Below are 19,905 nucleotides of genomic sequence, written 5' to 3'. Positions count from 1 at the left end.
AGGATTCATGTCATGCTCAACAAAATTAAAGCCAAAACATCAGCATTAAGTTATGAGTTGAAGTACAGAATGGCATTAGTTAAGCATCGTAAAAATTTACCTGCATTAGCAGAATGCGATCGCCCAATTCTTGACTCGCTCAAACGTGATTATATTTGCATTACAAATCTCACAGATTTAGGATTAAGCTCTACTTCACAACTGCTTAATTCTGCTTATTATTTATTACCAAGTCTGGTTAAGAATAACTCCAATTCTTCAGACCAGAATCCACCAGCAATTTATACGGTTACAGATTTACCACAATTTTCTACATGGGGACGAGAACCAAGATTAATCAGCATTATCGAAAACTACATTGGTCTTCCCATTGCCTTTCATGGTGTACATTTACGTAAAGACTTTCCTAATAAAGATCAGTTTGCCACATTACTATGGCATAGAGATATAGAAGACCGTCGAGTTATCAAAGTCATCGTTTATTTAAATGATGTAGAAGAAAAACATGGGCCATTTGAATATGTACCGTTGTCTTATACTTCTCCATATCATCCTAATTGTTATCGAATTAAATCTAAGATTAATACATCAGGAGGAATAAACGATGAAACACTAAATCCAATTATCCCAAAATCAGCTTGGAAGTCTTGCCCTGGTCCAGCAGGTACAGTAATTATTGTTGATACCAGAAGACTTTTACATCATGGCACTCTCCGCACTCAAGAACGGTCAACATTATTTTTTGCCTACACTGCTAACCCTCCTAAACAACCACAACTTTGTAATCATTTCTGGGATGATTCTTTTCCCAAACCAAATTTATCTGGGGAATATGATCAGGAGTTAAATAATCATTTATCATCCGTGCCAAAAAGTTCAGAATCTCTCACTGCTATAGATGGCTGATACCGCTACATATAAGCAATGTTTTTTGAGTTTTGATAGTAGCTTTATTTCTATTATCATATACTAGTTTCAATTAGGATTTATCACTCTTAATGAAACTCTTTCAATCAACTCTGTTTTCACTAGACATTATTATCATAGCAACCCATGATTTTTACATCCACTAATCTCTCTGGTGCTTTTATTATTGACTTAGAAGAAAAGTCAGATTCTCGTGGTTTCTTTGCTCGGACTTTCTGCGCTCAAGAATTTGCAGACCACGGCTTAAAGTCAACGGTTGCCCAATGTAACCTGTCTTTTAATCATCAAAAAGGCACCTTGCGGGGAATGCACTATCAAATTCTTCCTGCCGCAGAAACGAAATTAATTCGTTGCACTCAAGGGGCTATTTATGACGTAATTATTGATATGCGTCCTGAATCTCCAACTTATCTATCGCATATTGGTGTAGAACTAACTGCGGAAAATCGTCGCGCTTTATATGTACCAGAAATGTTTGCTCATGGCTATCAAGCTTTGACAGATGGTGCAGAAGTTGTCTATCAAGTGGGTGAATTTTACACTCCTGGATATGAGCGTGGTTTGCGTTATGATGATCCACTTTTAGAAATTTCTTGGCCTTTGGGTGTGACGGAAATGTCTGATAAAGATCGGAATTGGCCTTTACTAGAATCTATTTTAATAGGAGTTTAATGATGATTATTGTAGATAAAGCTTTAGAAGCCCGTGCTGCTTTGGGTAAACCAGTTAAAGTGGCGATGATTGGTGCTGGTTTTATGGGTCGTGGAATTGCTAATCAAATTATCAATTCCGTGCCGGGAATGGAGTTAGTTGCTATTTTTAATCGCCATATTGATACAGCTAAACGAGCTTATTTAGAAGCAGGAATTGAGGATATTCGGGTTGTTTCTAATTTAGCTGATTTAGAAGATACGATCGCACAAGGGCAGTATGCAGTCACCGAAGATGCCATGTTGCTGTGCGAAGCCGAAGGCATAGAGGCAATTATTGAAGTCACCGGCACAATCGAATTTGCGGCTCATTTGGTCATGAGTGCGATCGCTCATCAAAAGCATATCATCTTGATGAACGCCGAACTCGACGGCACAATTGGCCCCATCCTCAAAGTCCATGCAGACCGCGCTGGAGTCATCCTCACAGCCTGCGACGGCGACCAACCAGGGGTAGAAATGAACCTGTACCGCTTCGTCAAAAGCATCGGCTTAACCCCCCTATTATGTGGCAACATCAAAGGTCTACAAGACCCCTACCGCAACCCCACCACCCAAGAAGGCTTTGCTAAACGCTGGGGTCAAAATCCCGCTATGGTAACAAGCTTTGCAGACGGCACAAAAATTTCTTTTGAGCAAGCAATAGTTGCCAATGCTACAAACATGAAAGTAGCAAAACGCGGAATGTTGGGATATGACTACACAGGTCATGTCGATGAAATGACCAAAATGTACGATGTTGACCAACTCAAAGAATTAGGTGGCATCGTTGATTATGTCGTCGGCACAAAACCAAGCCCAGGAGTCTTTGTCTTTGCCACCCACGACGACCCCAAACAACGCCATTATCTTAACCTCTATAAACTCGGTGAAGGCCCCCTCTATAGCTTCTACACCCCCTATCACCTCTGCCATTTTGAAGTTCCCCTCTCCGTAGCGCGTGCAGTCCTCTTCCATGATGCTGTTCTTGCACCCATAGCAGGCCCCGTTGTCGATGTCGTCGCTACTGCCAAAATCGACCTCAAAGCTGGAGAAACCCTTGATGGCATTGGTTATTACATGACCTATGGACAATGTGAAAACGCAGAAATTGTCAAACAAGAAAATTTACTGCCAATGGGAATAGCAGAAGGATGTCGCTTAAAGCATGATCTGGCTAAAGATCAAGTCCTCACCTACGACGATGTGGAATTGCCTGAAGGTAGACTTTGCGACAAACTACGTGCTGAACAAACAACTTATTTTGCTCCTGCAAAAACCTTGATACTTGCAAAATAGTTTTTAATTGATTGATAGCTTGGGGGTGGTTATCACCCTTAAGCTAGATATAATTTAGTTCAAAATGAGCGAACAGTAAAAAAAAATCCTGATATTCTTATTCAACCCCTGATTCTTATTTATAGGGACTCAAAATTTTAATTGATAGTATTTACTTGTTCTTTGTCAATAGAAAGTAACTTATTTTATCGGTAATTTACTTAACTATCTTTAATATCAAAAATAAGTAAATCTTCCAGATTTTTCATATCTATACAAGGGCATTATCCAAAATAAAAAATCGCCACAACCTCCTACAGATGGGTTTAGTAAAGACAGCAGACTGTTATAAACATATCTGTAAATACTTGCTAACCAACCCAGAATTTAATCAACATTGCAATATAAGGCATCATCCATGAAAATTGCTCTCGTCCATGATTATTTAACCCAGCGCGGTGGGGCAGAGCGTGTGTTTGAATTGCTTTGTAAACGCTACCCTGAAGCGGACATTTTCACATCGTTATACGATCCGCAAAAAACTATTGATCTTAGTGAGCGCATAGTTAAGACAACTTTTTTGCAAAAGATTCCTGGTGCAGCAAAGCATTTCCGTTTAATGGCTCCCCTTTACTTTCCTGCATTTCGGTCTTTGAATCTACAAGACTACGATTTAATTATCAGTAGTAGCACCAGTTTTGCCAAAGCAGTTAGAAAAAAATCGCAAGCACGCCACATTTGCTTTTGTCATAATGTTACCCGTTTTTTATGGGATACAGAAACCTATTTACGAGAGTATGGAGACTATCGGTTTTTTGCTCCGTTAATTGAAAAAATATTTCAACTCATGAGAAATGTAGACCTGAAATATTCTCAAGAACCAGACCTCTACATTGCTAATTCCAGCGTTGTCGCCCGTCGTATTCAAAAAATTTATGGTAAACAAGCACTTGTAATTAACTATCCAATTGATACCAGCAACTTTGTTTTTTCAGATACAAAAGCAGAATACTACTTGGCATCTGCCCGGATGATAAGTTATAAACGTCTTGATATAATAATCGAGGCTTTCAACTGGTTAGGGTGGCATTTATTAATATCAGGTGACGGACCCGAACTAGAACGGTTAAAATCCAAGGCATTGGGCAATGTCGAATTCTTAGGTCACGTTAGTGATAGCAAACGTAAGGACTTATTTTCTCAAGCCAAATCCATTATTGTTGCTGCTTTAGAAGACTACGGTTTAGTTCCAGTAGAAGCAAATGCTAGTGGAACACCTGTCATAGCCTATGGAGCCGGTGGGGTATTAGATACTCAGATACCTGGTAAAACTGGGGTTTTCTTTAATAGACAAACACCTGATTCTCTACAAGCCGCATTATTAGAAGCTAGAGGAATATCTTGGAATTACGAAAATATTCGTAATCATGCCGTAAATAATTTTTCAGAACAGGCATTCTTTAGTAAGGTTGAGCAAATTATTGTTCAAGCTTCTGGTGTGCATCGCTCATTTATTTAATTTATTTAATTGGTTAGCTGTCCCTCTCAGAGGAAACAAGCTACACATAGCGTCTCGCACAACAAGGATAATAAACGTGGTTCAAACTAGTCTTAATCCCCACATCACTTCAGTAGCAGATACAGAACCAAGTTATGGACAAATGTTTGCCGTATTTCTCCGGCGATTTCCCTGGTTTTTATTAGCATTTTTAAGTTCTACGGCTCTGGCTGGCATCATTACTTTAAAGACAAATCCCACCTTCAAAAGTACCATGCAATTGTTAGTAGAACCTAACTATCAAGGTAAAAAAGAAGGAGGAGATGCAGTAGAAAATCAGTTTACTGACTCTAACGTTGTTGTCGATACAGCAACCCAACTTAATCTGATGCAGAGTTCTGGGTTGATTCAAAAAGCAGTTGATAAACTTAAAGCTGAATATCCCAGTGTTACTGTAGAGGAGATTAAAAAATCCTTAGTCTTAACTCAACTCAGGACTAAAGAAGATAATGTCGCCACTAAAATTTTCCAAGTTGACTATACAGATACTAATCCTGAAAAAACGCAAAAAGTCCTAGATGCCATTCGGCAAGTTTATTTAGAATATAACAAACAACAACAGGATTCGCGTTTACAAAAAGGTCTGCAAGTTATCAGAGATCAATTGAGAAAAGCCAGTGATGAAGTGAATGCTTCTGAAAGCAATCTCCAACGATTTCGGAGAAACCAAAATTTAATTGATCCAGAATTACAAGCCAAAGCAATTGAAGAAACTTTAAACACTATTCAGCGAGAACGACAAACAACTCGTTCTCAATATGAAGAAGCTTTAGCTAAACAAAAATCTTTACAAGTACAACTCAATCGTTCTCCACAAAATGCTTTAGTTTCTTCTCGTTTGAGTCAGTCCACACGCTATCAAGGCTTACTCAACGAAATTCAAAAAACCGAACTAGCTTTAGCCACAGAACGCTTACGCTTCACTGATGACACTCCTGGTGTGCAGAAACTGAATGAACAACTTCAAAGTCAAAAAGAACTTTTGCAAAAAGAAGTTAGTAGAACCTTAGGTGGACGGTCTACTAGTGCATTTGGTCTTGGAGAAACCCTGCTCGAACAAGGACAGCTGGGAGAAATTGACATTAATCTCACCAGTGAGTTGGTAGAAACCCAGACAAATATAGTTTCTCTGAGTGCGCGTGATCAAACTCTAGCAGAAAAAGAGAAAGAACTGCGATCGCAACTAAAACGCTTCCCCTCCCTCTTGGCCTACTACAACCGCATACTTCCCCAATTACAATTTAGCCGGGAAAGAATGGAGCAATTATTGCGTGCAGAACAGCAATTGCGGCAGGAACTATCCAAAGGTGGATTTAATTGGGAAGTGGTCGAAGATCCCCAAGAAGGCACACAATTAGGACCCAACCTCAAACAAAATCTCTTATTAGGTGCCGTAGTCGGATTAATGTTAGGTGGCATTGCTGCCTTTATTCGAGAAGCATCTGATGATTCAGTACATACTACCGCTGAATTAGAGAAACAAGTTGCCCTCCCATTATTAGGCACAACACCCAAGTTACCACCAGCTAAACCCAAAGAATCAATCATCAAATTGCCATTTGGTAAACCCGAAGTTCTTGCTCCCTGGACAATTCAAGTATTGCAATCACCACCACGTTGGGAATCATTAGACCTGATTTATAAAAATATAGAACTTCTCAATAGTGTATCTGATTTGAAATCATTGATGGTAACATCAGCACTGCCAGATGAGGGTAAATCAGCTTTGGCTTTAGGTCTAGCCATGAGTGCAGCCCGGTTACACAAAAAGGTACTACTAATTGATGCCAACTTACGAGATCCAAGCCTGCACAAACAGCTTAATCTTCCTAATGAACAAGGGCTTTCCACACTCTTAGCTAGTGATGTTGACCTTCCTCAACAGATTGGAGTTCAATACTCAGGTTCATCCTATATCGACATCTTGACGGCTGGCCCCATACCTGTAGATCCTGCTCATCTTTTAAGTTCCCCACGCATGATGCAGTTGATGGCAGCATTTGAAGAAAACTATGATTTGGTACTTATAGACTCTTCATCAGTTCTCGGTTTAGTGGATGCTATGCTCACAGCATCATCTTGTCGTAGTGTGGTCATGGTAGCCAGTATTGGTAGGGTGACACGCAACAATTTAGCCCAAGCTACCGCTATGTTAAGCAAGTTAAATCTGATTGGAATTGTGGCTAATGGAGTATCTAACTCTGATAGCACTTATGTCCCCTATGTCAAGCAACAACAATTGGTGCTGCAACAGATTGTGGAAAAATAGTTAAATGATTTCCACGGCATCATTCTATTTATCAAAAAATCATTCAGGAGTCAGGAGTCAGACTAATTTTAGATGACTGGCTCCTGTAGTGTGCTTTTTGAGCAAGTATAAATTTAATCAATCAGTTAATCTGAGAATTGAAGAATTTTGAAAAAATCAATTATTCAATTCTTTGAGATGTTTATGACAGGGAAAAAAAATCAGGGAAACAAGCTACGAATATGCATCATAAGGATTTTTTAAATCAGGAAGAAGTTATATATCAACAGAAATAGTAAGAAATATAACCTCTGAATTTGATCAGCTAAATCTTTTCAAACTCCAACAAGGATCAGCTTTTTTCAGTAAAATATGTAACATTAATTGATTGTCAATCATACAAAAAATAAGTTTAGTTAATAGCTACAAATAATTGTAACTTTTTTATGTTTAACTAGATCAATTCATCATAGCTTAATATTTTTGTTGAAAATTCCAGTTTTATTTAAAGAGTAAATAAAGAATTGATTTAATCATTAGTTATTTCTGTTGGTTCTTATATTCTAGAAATTGAGGACAAAACTAAAAGCTGTAAAAGCTGTAAAAGCTGTAAAAGTAAAATTAGACCAGTTTTGTGATAGATGTCTAGAAATTAAATAGACAGAAATACATCAGCATAGCAATAATTTAACGGGATAATTGACCTCTACACATCCCTAAAGAAAATACCAAGTTTCCTAACTCGCCATTTATCTTAATTGCTGTTCGCCTAACTCTTATTTTTGCTTTCTGTACATCTTTATACCTACAGAATTACACCAAATAGTTGATAGAAAGACCAGAAGAATAATTCGTTAGGAGGATGCAAAAAAAACTGTTTCTTATAAATCTACGTCGTAGTTCTTATCTATTGGTATTCACTTAAGTCTAAAAGGCTTTTTCCTAGCAACTTCTACTTAAGTTTAACACCCATAAACACTGCCAAACTTCTATTATCAAGTCAGTAATTTACTACTGTATAAATTCACAGAAATATGACAACTTCACTCATTCCCAGTTTACAGGATAATTACACTATAGCCCAGCCAACACAAAATTATCATTCCCAATACTGCTCACTTCAATGGCGTAGGGGTCAGTTGTTGGTGAAATCTCCTGGAAAATTGCAACAACCATATTTACCTGCACTAGATAACGAACGATTATTGGTAGAGTGTTTAAAAAATTCTCCAGTGATGTTGGTAACTATAGATCCAAAACTAGGTGATAATGCACTACGATTTTGGGCAGATGCTTGTAAAAAAGCTCAGAAACCAATATTTCTTCGTCTACCATCTGGGCATCAATTATCAACATCAGACAACCAAATATTGAGAATTATACAACGAATAACTGACTGGATTCTAGCTTTCATTTTACTGGTATTAATTAGTCCTTTAATGCTGGGATTATTTATACTCATAGGAATTCAATCCTCAGAATTACCATTTTCCTATGAGTGGCATATTGGAGAAAGAGGTAAACTTTTTCAAACCATAAAATTCTGCACAAATACAAAACAAAATTTTATACCACTAGAATTATGGATGACTAAATATAGTCTGGAAAATTTACCCATGTTATTCAACGTGATTAAGGGAGAAATGAGTTTATTAGGGTATCGTTGTTGGTCTTTAGATGATGCAATCAAGCTAAGTTTAGAAGGACAAAAACAACATTTATCTAAACTACCAGGATTAATAAAATTGTGGCAAGTAGAGACTAAATTAAAACCAGCTAGGTTGTCATAAATTAAACTGGCTACATCCTAGTAACATTATATATTGCATACTAGGATGTTTTTATCTAACTGATAATTATTTCCTGTTTTAGTATTTTAAGCAAAGAATTATGTACTTACCTTAAAAATAAAAACTATCATGCAAACAGCAATTTGTACCGTTTTTGAAAAAGACTATCATTATGGTGTAGGCGCTTTAGTAAATTCCTTGTATCACCACGGTTTTCGAGGAATATTTTGGGCTGGTTATCGTGGTAATTTACCACCTTGGGCTAAGTCTCTTCAAGCAGGAAATGGTTATCAAGAGTTTTCTCTAGCGGAAGGTTGCGCGATTCGGTTTGTAAAGCTAACAACCCGCAAACATTTAGGTTTTTACAAACCTGATTTTATGTCTCAATTGTGGGAAAACTTCTGCCCAGATATTGATGCATTATTTTATTTTGATCCTGATATTGTCAATAAGTGTAGTTGGACTTTTTACGAAAATTGGGTTAGTCGTGGAATAGCTATTTGTGGTGATTCTTGGTATCTTGTTCCTGCTAATCATCCCAGACGTTTAGGATGGAAAGAATTTGCTCAAGATAACGGTTTATTTTGTGAACGTGAGTTAGATTATCACTACAATAGTGGCTTCATTGGTATTCATAAAAACCATAAATCTATACTAACACTTTGGCAGAAATTAGAAGAATTGGGTGAAATGGCAGGATATGCCAATTTAGAGGATCTTTATGCTGATCATACTTTCCATACTTATCCGTATCTGTATGGAGATCAGACTTATTTAAATTTAGCATTGATGTTGACTAGTTATCCTTTGAGTACGGTTGGTCCTGATGGAATGGATTTTGTTCCTGGTGGTACTATCATGTCTCATGCAACCGTACCAAATGTTAAACCTTGGCGCAAGAAACTGATTTTTAGTGCTTTAGAAGGTAACTCACCAACTATTACTGATAAATTGTATTGGCGACATAGCCAAACACCTATTCAGTTGTATTCAACAGCAAAATTAATATGGCAACAATTTGAAATTCTTTTTGGATCTGCTGTTGGGCGTTTTATCCGTCGCTCTCCCATGTAAGGATATTAATTATTATCTTTTCATTGAGCTTTATGTGCTTAATTCTCAAAAGTAATGTTCAAAATTTTTATGAATCTTAAAATTCCTTCATCAACTTTGAAAATCTTGCAAGCCACAAATTTTTGGCAAAATTATCATTTAATCTTACGAGAGTTTAAACATTTTCGACTTGTAGCAAGTTTAGCTATTATTTTTTCAGCTTTAGCAGCCAGTTTTGAGGGGTTTGGTTTAGGTTTTTTATTGATATTTTTGCAAAGTTTAACTACTCCCGGTTCTGAACCTGTAAAAACAGGTATTGGCTGGTTTGATATTTTCATTTTAGGAATTAATGCTTCAGCCACCGAGCGATTATATCGCGTATCGGCTTTAATTATTATCACAACCTGTATGCGTGCATCGTTCAACTATATGGGACAAATTTGCATCCAGTTTAGTGAAATAAATCTAGTAGATAATCTCCGTAAAAGAATTTTTGAACAATTAGCGGCTCAAAGCCTCAGTTATTTTGGTAAAAAAAGTTCTGGAGAATTGATTAATACTCTCACAAATGAAATGGAGAGAATTAGACAAATTTTTGGAGGAATGGCTTTTTTAGTTGCTAGAGGTTTAACACTAATAGTTTATTCTGTTTCATTATTCGTGCTTTCATGGCAACTCTCAATAGTTTCTGTCTTATTATTTAGCCTCTTAGCCGTAGGATTATCAACACTAAACAAACAAATTAGAGAGCGTAGTTTTGCAATTACTAAAGCTAATGATAATTTTACTTCCAGATCATTAGAGTTTATCGAAGGTATACGCACAGTTCATGCATTTTCTACTCAAGAATTTGAGCGGCAAAGATATTATCAAGCCAGTAAAAAAATAGTTAATACTTGGAAGAGTGTTTATTGGATTTCTCTGCTAGTTAAACCTCTGGCTGAGAGTCTATCTACTATGATTCTTATCTCGATGATTATAGTAGCACTAGTCACAGGATTAATGGAGGTTTCCTCGTTATTGACATTCTTTTTTGTGCTGTTTCGCTTAGTTCCTATGACTCAGGATTTAAATGGAGTGATAGCTTTTTTAAGTACCCAAGCCGGAGCAGTAGAAAATATTAAGGATTTGTTAAAAACAGAGGATAAAAATTACTTTCAAAATGGTCATATCCAGTTTCATAAATTACAGCGAGCCATAGAAATAATAGCTGTAAATTTTGGTTATGAACCTAATAAACTTGTACTCAAAGATATTACGCTGACTATTGAAAAAGGTCAAATGGTAGCATTGGTGGGAGCATCTGGTGGTGGTAAAAGCACGCTTGCTGATTTATTAGCCAGGTTCTACGACCCCATAGAAGGCAAAATTTTCATAGATGGTATAAATCTACGAGAATTTGAAATTGACTCACTGCGCCGCAAAATGGCTATAGTTAGTCAAAAAACATTTATTTTCAATACTTCCATCCGCAATAATATTTCTTATGGTGCATTAGCCGTAACTGAGACCGAAATTATAGAAGCAGCGCGCCTGGCAAATGCATTAGAATTTATCGAAAAATTGCCTCAAGGTCTGGATACAGTTATTGGCGCTGATGGTATTCAATTATCTGGAGGACAACAACAACGAATTGCTATTGCTCGCGCTTTGGTTAGAAATCCAGAAATTTTGATTTTAGATGAACCAACGAGTGCTTTAGATTCGATCACAGAGCAGGTGATTCAGGAGTTGTTAGAAAAATTTACCGTGGGTCGGACAGTGATTGTAATTGCTCATCGTCTTTCCACAATTGCTAAAGCAGATAAGGTTGTAGTGATTGAACAAGGACAGATTGTGGAGCAGGGAGCATATCAAGAGCTACGTCAACAACGTGGTAAGTTTTGGCAATATTATCAAATTCAAAATGAAGTGAGATAAACAATAATTCAACATTTAATGGTGTAAAGGTTTATGTCAATCTTCGTTTGTAGGTTGACATAATAAAAAGATAGATACTTTATTTATTTGGAATAATAAAATTGCAAAAAATATGAGATATGAACAATTGGCTAATTTTAATGGCAAAATATATTTTTTCTGCTTACCAAGAGAGGAAAAAGAGGGCAAGGATCAGTTCCAGCATTTATTTATTTGTTTGGCGGAAGGTTTTCGAGAATTAGGGGTATCCTTTTTCTCAAATATTAACTACTGGCAAGAATTACCCGAAAAACAAGAATATCTCTTTCGCCATGATCCAGAGATAAAGCCAGATGATTGTTCTATTGTTGTATTTAGCAATAACTGGTTTAATAATAATTATCCTCTGCCAGATAATTTATTTCATGCCAACCGTAAATACTTGACTGTTTATTTGGATGGTAACGACAATGACAAAGATTACAATAAACGCCCAGAATATAGGCAATTTGATTTCATTTTAAAGACTCATTACAATCGACATTTAAATTATTTGGATAACTTTTATCCTTGGTCATTTGGTTTGAGTCAGCGGATATTGCAAGAATTACAAGCAGTACCAAATTTTCAAGATAGAAAAAGTCAGATATTGGTCAATTTTCGACATTGGCGAACTGGTCATCCAGTTAGAAATATTAGTTCTAATTTATTAATACCGAAAATTAGCAATATTTGGCAAATCAATAATAGTGTTGATAATCCTGCTAATTGTTCAACGGAAGCATATCATCATCTACACTGGCTACAAACTGGTAAACGTCACTACCCGACTTACTATAATCGCCTGAAAGATTCAATGGCTTGTGCTTGTTTTGGTGGTTTTTTTGTGACCTCTTGGCCTAAAAATTCAGGCGGTTTAATGAGTCGTAATATTCGGCGTTTTATCACTAAATTGAGGTTAAAGTCAAACACTATTGTGCAGTGGGATAGTTGGCGATTTTGGGAGTCGTTAGCAGCAGGATGTGTTACTTTTCATGTGGATTTTGAAAAATATGGCATTTTCCTTCCTGTCATGCCTCAGAATTGGCAGCATTATATTGGCATAGACTTAGACAACGTACAAGCAGCTATAGACAGAATCGCAGATGAACCAGAAATTTTAGAGAGAATTGCTCTACAAGGAAGGCTGTGGGCGCTTCAGCATTACAGTCCAGTCCCGACTGCATTACGCTTTTTAGAAACGGTGTACCAACAGCCAATAACTAAGAAAGTTGAGGTAGAAACGTTGTTGGAAATTTAAATATTTTTGGTATTTGTGGATTTATAAATATTAATTTTTATCAGGCGATTAGTAGAAGCTAAATTTGACAACGTAACGACTAAGAATGATGTCTATTAATTCTGAATTGCCAGAACCATTAGTGAGCGTGATTATCCCTACTTATAACAGGATGAGATACTTAAAACAAGCAATTTCTAGCGCAGTGACACAGACATATCAAAATATTGAAATCATTGTTTCTGATAATTGTAGTCCAGAAAACCCTCAATTGCTAGTTGAATCTTTTGCTGATTCTCGGATTAAGTTTTATCGGCATCAAGAAAATTTAGGGATGTTAACTAATCAGATGAGTGCCTTCAGTATGGCACGAGGAAAATATGTTGCTAGTCTTCATGATGATGATATTTGGCATGAAGATTTTTTAGCTAAACTTATACCACCGCTAGAGGCTAATTCTAATTTAATTATTGCTTTTTGTGACCAATATATTATCAATTCTCAAAGTCAAATTGAACCCATTGTTACTGAAGAAAATACACGCTATTACAAGCGTGATCAAATTGTTTCAGGAATCTATAAAAACTTTAGTGAAATTGGGTTAATTTATAAAAGTATCCCGACAGCAGCAGCTTGTGTGATTCGCAATGGTTTGATTGATTGGAATTTGATTCCAGCAGAAGTTGGTGGTATGTGGGATTTATATTTAACTTATTTATGTTGTGTATCAGGGTATGCTGCTTATTATTGTCCAGAAAAATTGACCTATTATCGTGAACATGAGCAAACTGATACAATGCTGAGTGGTAGACGCAATGTACAGGCAAAAATTCGTAAAGCTAAAAGTGAAATGTTTTGTTATAAAGTGTTTATGGAAGATGTGAGACTTAAGGAGTTTCATGCACATTTTAAAAATCTCTGGCTAGAAGCTAATACAACTTTAGGTATTGGATTGCTAGGTGATAGACAAACAACAGTAGCACGTTCTTATTTTTGGAAAACTTTGATTGAACAAAAATTTAATTTGCGAACTTTAACTGCTCTGACGCTCAGTTTTGTGCCACCAAGATTAGCTAATAAAATATTGGGTGTTTCCTAATTATTCAATTAATGTGCAAGAGGTAGTGAGTGAGACTTTGTATTGTTACCCACAAAATTAAGAAAGGTGATGGTCAGGGACGAGTAAACTATGAAGTTGCGATGGAAGCGCTTCGTCGTGGTCATAATTTGACATTATTGGCAAGTGAAATAGCACCAGAGTTAGAACAAAATAGGGCGGTTGATTGGGTGGAGATTCCTGTAAAAGGTTATCCTACGGAATTTATCCGCAACTTTTTATTTGCCAGAAAAAGTGGTGATTGGTTGCGCCAAAATCGCACGGAAATTGATTTAATTAAAGTCAATGGTGCGATTACTATGGGTGTTACGGATGTCAATGCTGTACATTTTGTCCATAGTTCATGGTGGCGATACCTGCGATCGCACCAGTCACCATCTCAAAATGCCTATGGGCTATACCAATGGCTGTATACTGCGATGAATGCCTATTGGGAAAAACAGGCTTTTCGTCAAACTCAAGTGGTCGTTGCTGTATCTGCAAACGTAGCTGAGGAGTTAGTCAACATCGGCGTACCCCGTGCTAAGATTCGCGTCATTGTCAATGGAGTTGATTTACAAGAGTTTTCTCCTGGTTTGACTAGTCGCCAAGAATTGGGTTTACCAGAAAATGTCACTTTGGCGCTATTTGCGGGAGATATTCGTATTTCCCGTAAAAATTTGGATACTGTACTTCACGCCTTAGTTCACGTTCCTGATTTACATTTGGCGGTTGTGGGTGAAACCAAAGATAGCCCTTATCCGCAAATGGCTGCCGCATTGCAATTGAGTGAACGGGTACATTTTTTAGGTTATCGCCATGATATGCCCCTTCTGCAACGGGCATCAGATTTTTTCGTTTTTCCATCCCGTTATGAACCTTTTGGATTGGTAGTAATTGAAGCAATGGCTTCAGGCTTACCAGTGATTACGGCGAAAACAACCGGTGCTGCTGACTTGGTAACGCCGTCTTGTGGAATAGTTGTCTCTGATTGTGACGATGTTGATGCTTTAGCGGATGCGCTGAAGTTACTAAATAGCGATCGCACAATCCGCCAGCAAATGGGTAAAGCAGCCCGCACCATTGCTGAACAACATAGCTGGACAACTATGGCCCAAACCTATGTAGATATATTTGAAGAGCTAATTAAAAATGAGGAACACAGTACTCATCCCCACCTATCGCCGTCCGCAAGACCTATCGCGCTGCCTTACCGCACTGCAAGCCCAAACTAAACCAGTTGATCAAGCGATCGCTATAGTCCGCGACACAGACACCGCAACTCGGCAATTCCTCAGCGAATTTCACCCCCACAATCTACCATTACAGATTGTCACAGTCACACAACCGGGAGTAGTCGCCGCTCTTAACGCTGGACTAGCAGCAGTAGAAGGTGATATCGTTTCCATCACCGATGATGATGCTGCCCCCCACCCCGATTGGTTAGAAAAAATCACCGCACACTTTCAAAGCGATCGTTGCATAGGTGGCGTTGGTGGGCGAGATTGGATCTACCGGGGTGAAAAAATAGAATCTGGTTCCTGCTCAGTCGTAGGGCGTTTACAGTGGTTTGGAAGAGTAATTGGCAACCACCACCTGGGAGTAGGAGAACCCCGCACAGTTGAAATCCTCAAAGGTGTAAACATGAGTTTTCGCACCCAAGCGATCGGGAAATTACGATTTGACGAAAGAATGCGTGGTACAGGCGCACAGGTCAACTTTGAAATGGCATTCACCCTAACTCTTCAACGGGCAGGTTGGAAAATGATTTATGACCCCAGCGTTGCCGTAGACCACTATCCAGCCCAACGCTTTGATGAAGACCAGCGCGAAAACTTCAATGAAATTGCCTTAATTAACCTAGTTCATAACGAAACCGTAGTTTTATTAGAACATCTGCCCCCTCTACGTCGGATTGTCTTTTTATTCTGGGCAGTTTTAGTAGGCACAAGAGACAGTTTAGGCTTATTTCAATGGCTGAGGTTTTTCCCCAGTCAAGGCAAACTTGTGAGTAAAAAATTGCAAGCATCTTTGCGTGGACGCTGGCAAGGATGGCAAACCAATCAATTGAAAAAGGCAGAAGGGACAATTTAGATCGGGATTCAGAGATAGTCACAATTCACAAATTCAAAATCCTTTTAGAATCCAAAATCCAAAATCCAAAATGGCATGATTTCCAAACAAATACTTTTTAATAGTTTTTCACAAACCAACTTTTCTCCTCAAGATCGGGCAGCACAAAGTTGGGTAGTCATATTAGGCTTCCTCTTACTCACAGCAACCTGCTACTTTACTGGTGCTGCTGGCTTGTTGCGCGTAGTTTTTCCCGCAACCGCTTTAGGAGTAGGCATATTCTTATACCTGCGTCATCCCATTCTCTACATTGGCTTCACCTGGTGGATCTGGTTTCTCACACCCTTGCTAACTCGTCTAGTTGACTATCGGATTGGTTGGGACCCCACCCGTCAGATGCTGATTGCCCCCTATTTAGTGGTATTTGTAACCATAGCGACCTTTGTTAAACACTTACCTAGCGCCATTCGGCAAGGAGGTTTACCCTTTGTTTTGGCGTTTGCTGGGGTCTTCTATGGTTTTTTGATAGGTATGATTTACAATCAACCACTTCCAGTCATACGAGGCTTTTTAGACTGGCTGAGTCCCATTATCTTTGCTTTTCACTTATTTACAAATTGGCGAGATTATCCCAGTTATCGTCAGCACATTCAGCGTGTATTTACTTGGTGTGTTTTCATCTTAGGAGCATACGGCATCTATCAATTTGTGCTGGCTCCTGAGTGGGATAAATACTGGTTGATAGAATCAAAAATGTTTACCAGTGCAGGATCTCCTATACCTTTTGGAATGCGTGTATGGAGTACACTACACTCACCAGGTCCATTTGGTACTGTGATGGGAACAGGTTTATTATTATTATTTACCAGTTCAGGCCCTTTGATTTTTCCTGCCTCAGCAGTAGGTTACTTATCATTTTTACTTTCACAAGTTCGTACCAGTTGGGGAGGCTGGTTATTAGGAATAATAATGATTTTTGGTTCGGTCAAAACCAGAATTCAAATGCGCTTAATCACCATAATTTTAGTTATGGCTATGTGTGTTGTGCCATTGGTGACTATTGAGCCGATTTCTAAAGTTGTTGCTACAAGGTTTGAAAGTTTTTCTAATCTTGAAGAAGATGGTAGCTTTAAAGATAGATCAGCCACTTATGATAGAAACCTCAGTCTCGCCCTTTCTAATATTGTTGGTAATGGCTTAGGAAATATCTGGAAAGTCAATGAAAAAACTGGGCAAATAGAAGTAATAGTCATTGACAGTGGCATTTTAGATATGTTTTTCACCTTAGGTTGGTTCGGTGCTATCCCTTATATTGGTGGGTTAGTCTTGATGCTGATCAATGTGAGCAAGTATACTGAAGGTGGCTTTGATAGTTTTGTCAGTGCTGCTCGTGCTATTAGTATCAGTTCTTGCGCTCAATTAATTATTTATAGCGGGATGTTGAGTGTAGCAGGCATGATTATGTGGGGATTTTTAGCTATGGCTATGGCAGCACATAAATTCTATCAACATCAAGGTATAAAGATGTAGCTCATCAGTGGTCAGACAATTTTGGATTTTGGACTTCGTCGTGAGCGCTCAGTCGAACGATTTTGGATTGACCCCACAGATAAATCACTATCAAGGAATTATTGGTCATTTGTCGATTAACGCTATTATTAATGATGTGCAATATAGGTATTTATAGCATGATACTGTTTGTGCCATAAGTGCCTATTTTAAATAGAAATTTTTTTATTCATATTTTCCTCTAATTACCCTTATTAATCTGCTCTTTTAGAGCCTATACTGTTATGTATTTTCAAAGGATAACAGAATATCTTCGCTTTGATGGTAAACTCTTTTATACATGGGGTAATTATGAATCAAATTAAGCGGGTAGCAATTGTCGGAGGAAGTCACGGTAATGAATTAACAGGAGCTTATCTAGTCAAAAAGTTTCAAAAATATCCAAATTTAATCAACAGAGCAAGTTTTGAAACTTTGGCAATACTAGGCAATCCTAAAGCTATTGTTGCTGGCAGAAGATATATAGACACCGATTTAAATCGTTGCTTCACTGGAGATAATTTACAAGCAGCCACTATAGCATCTAATTATGAAGAACTAAGAGCAAAAGAAATTCTGCAAATACTGCAACCAAAAAACCAAGAATTTGTAGATGCAATTATTGATTTACACACCACTACAGCCAACATGGGATTATGTATTATTTTAAGTAATATGCATCCCATATTACTTCATTTAGCAGCTAATCTAAGTGCAATTAATCCTTTAGTCAAAATCTATATTCATCAACAACCTAAAAATAGTGGTTTTCTTCGTTCTTTAAGTAAATTAGGTTTTGCCATAGAAGTTGGTGCTGTAGCACAAGGTATTTTAGATGCTCAATTATTTCAACAAACAGAACAGCTTATTTATCATGTTTTGAACTATTTTGAAGAATGTAATCAAGGTAAAGTCACCCTCACCAACAACACGCTAACTTTTTACAAATCTATTGGTATGGTTGATTATCCTAGAAATGAAGAAGGTGAAATTCAAGCGATGATTCACCCCCAACTTCAATTTAGAGATTATCAACCTTTGCATCCCGGTGATCCAATTTTTCTGACTTTTGAAGACAGAGACATTCTTTATGAAGGAGAGTCTACTGTTTATCCCATTTTCATTAATGAAGCAGCTTATTATGAAAAAGGAATTGCTATGTATCTCAGTCAGAAGGATATGATTCATATATAAGCATATACCTAACGGCACTCTGTGCTAACAACTAATACAATTTAGATCCAAACTCTCTCAGAGTAGGTAAATCAGTAATTATCTGAACTTGATATAAATACCTTTTTACCTGCTACTAATTCTCTTGTTTCTATAACTTTAGGAATATTGTATTTTCTCATTAATTCACTGTATACAGCCAATGTTTCCTGGTTTACCCGTGCAGCGCTGAATCTTTCTAAGTTTTGTTGGGCGCGGAATTTCCACTTTTGCAACTGCTGGGAATCGCTGAGTAATTGCCCTAAGGCATTGGCTAAAGTTTGACTATCTTGAGGTGGAACTAGAATACCTGCTTGCCGATGATCCAAAGTCTCTGGAATGCCGTCTACATCACTGGCAATAATTGCACAACCGGCTTCTCGTGCTTCTGTTAATACCAAACCAAAGGACTCGCAGTGTGAAGCGAGGACAAAGATATCTGTTGATAACATATAGCGTTGTGGTTCTGCTTGAAAACCTTCAAAATGAATGCGTCGGTGTAGTCCTTTATCGCTAAATGTTTTACTTTGGACTATTTTCTCAAAAATAGGCCGATCTGGGCCGTCTCCTACTAAATATAAATGAGCTTGGGGAAAATCTTGAGCAATGAGGCTAAATGCTTCAATTAAATCACCAATACCTTTGCGGCTATACATTCCGGCTACAGTAGTGATAGCTGGATGATGGAGTGCTAGGGGTTGGTAATCTTGAATGTTTCTATGTCGAGGACTACCTAAGGTGCCGTTGGCAACCACACACAACTTTTTGGCTGGGATACCACGCCGAATCATTGAATCAGCGACTGCATGACTAACTGCAATTACTCTATCTGCTAATCCCATGAGAACTGCACTACGTTGAAATTCATTATGGACAGTAGAAACTAAACTATAGTTACCACTATTTCTAAAAATTCCTGCCAGCACAACTCCTGTCATCATGTGAGTATGAACAATATCTGGTTGAAATTGTTTGATAATTTCTCGATAACGCCAAGCAGCTTTGATCATGTTGAGTGGCGATCGCGATTGATCTAGTGTAAAGTGCTTAATACCATGATGTGCTAATAATGCTTCATATTCTCCACCTGATGATGCTACAGCAACATGAAGTCCGTTTTTTGCTTGTAAACAGGCTAAGTCTACTGCTACATTGACAATTCCATTACCGATTTGTTGCAGATGATTTGTAATATGCAAGATTCTCATTTAATTTTTCTCCACAGCAATTATTTTTGGCAAATATCATGATGCTC

The 19,905-nt window shown here is 37.7% G+C and carries 15 protein-coding genes; 14 read left to right on the top strand and 1 reads right to left on the bottom strand.

What is annotated here, in order from left to right:
• Nucleotides 1–12: 12 nt before the first annotated feature.
• From ACSQ6I_RS19555 to ACSQ6I_RS19490, 14 genes are all read left to right on the top strand, one after another.
• Complete coding sequence (locus ACSQ6I_RS19555; protein WP_438891961.1) at nucleotides 13–906, top strand: phytanoyl-CoA dioxygenase; 894 nt, start codon at nucleotides 13–15, stop codon at nucleotides 904–906.
• A 147-nt stretch (nucleotides 907–1,053) separates the two neighbouring features.
• The gene (rfbC, locus tag ACSQ6I_RS19550; RefSeq protein WP_438891960.1) at nucleotides 1,054–1,599 is read left to right on the top strand and encodes a dTDP-4-dehydrorhamnose 3,5-epimerase; all 546 of its coding nucleotides are present in this window, start codon (nucleotides 1,054–1,056) and stop codon (nucleotides 1,597–1,599) included.
• Between the two features lie 2 nt (nucleotides 1,600–1,601).
• On the top strand, nucleotides 1,602–2,915 hold the full coding sequence (locus ACSQ6I_RS19545; protein ID WP_438891985.1) for an NAD(P)H-dependent oxidoreductase: 1,314 nt from the start codon (nucleotides 1,602–1,604) through the stop codon (nucleotides 2,913–2,915).
• A gap of 397 nt (nucleotides 2,916–3,312) precedes the next feature.
• Complete coding sequence (locus ACSQ6I_RS19540) at nucleotides 3,313–4,413, top strand: glycosyltransferase (protein ID WP_438891959.1); 1,101 nt, start codon at nucleotides 3,313–3,315, stop codon at nucleotides 4,411–4,413.
• Between the two features lie 76 nt (nucleotides 4,414–4,489).
• Nucleotides 4,490–6,721 (top strand): GumC family protein, encoded by a 2,232-nt coding sequence (locus ACSQ6I_RS19535; protein ID WP_438891958.1) that lies wholly within the window; start codon nucleotides 4,490–4,492, stop codon nucleotides 6,719–6,721.
• A 1,013-nt stretch (nucleotides 6,722–7,734) separates the two neighbouring features.
• Nucleotides 7,735–8,490: a heterocyst development glycosyltransferase HepC gene (gene hepC, locus ACSQ6I_RS19530; protein WP_438891957.1), complete on the top strand. Its 756-nt coding sequence runs from the start codon at nucleotides 7,735–7,737 to the stop codon at nucleotides 8,488–8,490.
• A 129-nt stretch (nucleotides 8,491–8,619) separates the two neighbouring features.
• Nucleotides 8,620–9,564: a hypothetical protein gene (locus tag ACSQ6I_RS19525; RefSeq protein ID WP_438891956.1), complete on the top strand. Its 945-nt coding sequence runs from the start codon at nucleotides 8,620–8,622 to the stop codon at nucleotides 9,562–9,564.
• 69 nt (nucleotides 9,565–9,633) lie between these two features.
• Complete coding sequence (gene hepA / locus ACSQ6I_RS19520; protein WP_438891955.1) at nucleotides 9,634–11,463, top strand: heterocyst formation ABC transporter subunit HepA; 1,830 nt, start codon at nucleotides 9,634–9,636, stop codon at nucleotides 11,461–11,463.
• A gap of 112 nt (nucleotides 11,464–11,575) precedes the next feature.
• Nucleotides 11,576–12,742, top strand: a complete 1,167-nt coding sequence (locus tag ACSQ6I_RS19515; protein ID WP_438891954.1) for a glycosyltransferase — start codon at nucleotides 11,576–11,578, stop codon at nucleotides 12,740–12,742.
• A gap of 88 nt (nucleotides 12,743–12,830) precedes the next feature.
• Complete coding sequence (locus tag ACSQ6I_RS19510) at nucleotides 12,831–13,820, top strand: glycosyltransferase family 2 protein (RefSeq protein ID WP_438891984.1); 990 nt, start codon at nucleotides 12,831–12,833, stop codon at nucleotides 13,818–13,820.
• 29 nt (nucleotides 13,821–13,849) lie between these two features.
• Nucleotides 13,850–15,052: a glycosyltransferase family 4 protein gene (locus ACSQ6I_RS19505; protein WP_438891953.1), complete on the top strand. Its 1,203-nt coding sequence runs from the start codon at nucleotides 13,850–13,852 to the stop codon at nucleotides 15,050–15,052.
• Nucleotides 14,970–15,911 carry a glycosyltransferase family 2 protein gene (locus ACSQ6I_RS19500; protein WP_438891952.1) on the top strand — a complete coding sequence of 314 codons (942 nt, stop codon included), beginning with the start codon at nucleotides 14,970–14,972 and terminating at the stop codon, nucleotides 15,909–15,911. The genes ACSQ6I_RS19505 and ACSQ6I_RS19500 overlap by 83 nt, the downstream gene beginning before the upstream one ends.
• 75 nt (nucleotides 15,912–15,986) lie before the next feature.
• The gene (locus tag ACSQ6I_RS19495) at nucleotides 15,987–17,420 is read left to right on the top strand and encodes an O-antigen ligase domain-containing protein (protein ID WP_438891951.1); all 1,434 of its coding nucleotides are present in this window, start codon (nucleotides 15,987–15,989) and stop codon (nucleotides 17,418–17,420) included.
• Between the two features lie 330 nt (nucleotides 17,421–17,750).
• Nucleotides 17,751–18,632, top strand: a complete 882-nt coding sequence (locus tag ACSQ6I_RS19490) for an aspartoacylase (protein ID WP_438891950.1) — start codon at nucleotides 17,751–17,753, stop codon at nucleotides 18,630–18,632.
• Nucleotides 18,633–18,703: 71 nt separating this feature from the next.
• Here the strand turns inward: ACSQ6I_RS19490 and ACSQ6I_RS19485 are convergent, their stop codons facing one another.
• Nucleotides 18,704–19,858 carry a glycosyltransferase family 4 protein gene (locus ACSQ6I_RS19485; RefSeq protein WP_438891949.1) on the bottom strand — a complete coding sequence of 385 codons (1,155 nt, stop codon included), beginning with the start codon at nucleotides 19,856–19,858 and terminating at the stop codon, nucleotides 18,704–18,706.
• Between the last annotated feature and the right edge of the window lie 47 nt (nucleotides 19,859–19,905).

The sequence above is a fragment of the Anabaena sp. WFMT genome, from assembly GCF_051781005.1.
Lineage (GTDB): Bacteria > Cyanobacteriota > Cyanobacteriia > Cyanobacteriales > Nostocaceae > Anabaena.
This window is presented reverse-complemented; position numbering and strand designations above follow the sequence as displayed.

Excerpts from the sequence above, each read along its gene's own strand:
- ACSQ6I_RS19545 (WP_438891985.1), top strand. The coding sequence starts at position 1,602 with ATGATTATTGTAGATAAAGCTTTAGAAGCCCGTGCTGCTTTGGGTAAA.
- ACSQ6I_RS19510 (WP_438891984.1), top strand. The coding sequence starts at position 12,831 with ATGTCTATTAATTCTGAATTGCCAGAACCATTAGTGAGCGTGATTATC.
- rfbC (WP_438891960.1), top strand. The coding sequence starts at position 1,054 with ATGATTTTTACATCCACTAATCTCTCTGGTGCTTTTATTATTGACTTA.
- hepC (WP_438891957.1), top strand. The coding sequence starts at position 7,735 with ATGACAACTTCACTCATTCCCAGTTTACAGGATAATTACACTATAGCC.
- ACSQ6I_RS19540 (WP_438891959.1), top strand. The coding sequence starts at position 3,313 with ATGAAAATTGCTCTCGTCCATGATTATTTAACCCAGCGCGGTGGGGCA.
- ACSQ6I_RS19485 (WP_438891949.1), bottom strand. The coding sequence starts at position 19,858 with ATGAGAATCTTGCATATTACAAATCATCTGCAACAAATCGGTAATGGA.
- ACSQ6I_RS19515 (WP_438891954.1), top strand. The coding sequence starts at position 11,576 with ATGAGATATGAACAATTGGCTAATTTTAATGGCAAAATATATTTTTTC.
- ACSQ6I_RS19490 (WP_438891950.1), top strand. The coding sequence starts at position 17,751 with ATGAATCAAATTAAGCGGGTAGCAATTGTCGGAGGAAGTCACGGTAAT.
- hepA (WP_438891955.1), top strand. The coding sequence starts at position 9,634 with ATGAATCTTAAAATTCCTTCATCAACTTTGAAAATCTTGCAAGCCACA.
- ACSQ6I_RS19555 (WP_438891961.1), top strand. The coding sequence starts at position 13 with ATGCTCAACAAAATTAAAGCCAAAACATCAGCATTAAGTTATGAGTTG.
- ACSQ6I_RS19525 (WP_438891956.1), top strand. The coding sequence starts at position 8,620 with ATGCAAACAGCAATTTGTACCGTTTTTGAAAAAGACTATCATTATGGT.
- ACSQ6I_RS19495 (WP_438891951.1), top strand. The coding sequence starts at position 15,987 with ATGATTTCCAAACAAATACTTTTTAATAGTTTTTCACAAACCAACTTT.
- ACSQ6I_RS19500 (WP_438891952.1), top strand. The coding sequence starts at position 14,970 with ATGAGGAACACAGTACTCATCCCCACCTATCGCCGTCCGCAAGACCTA.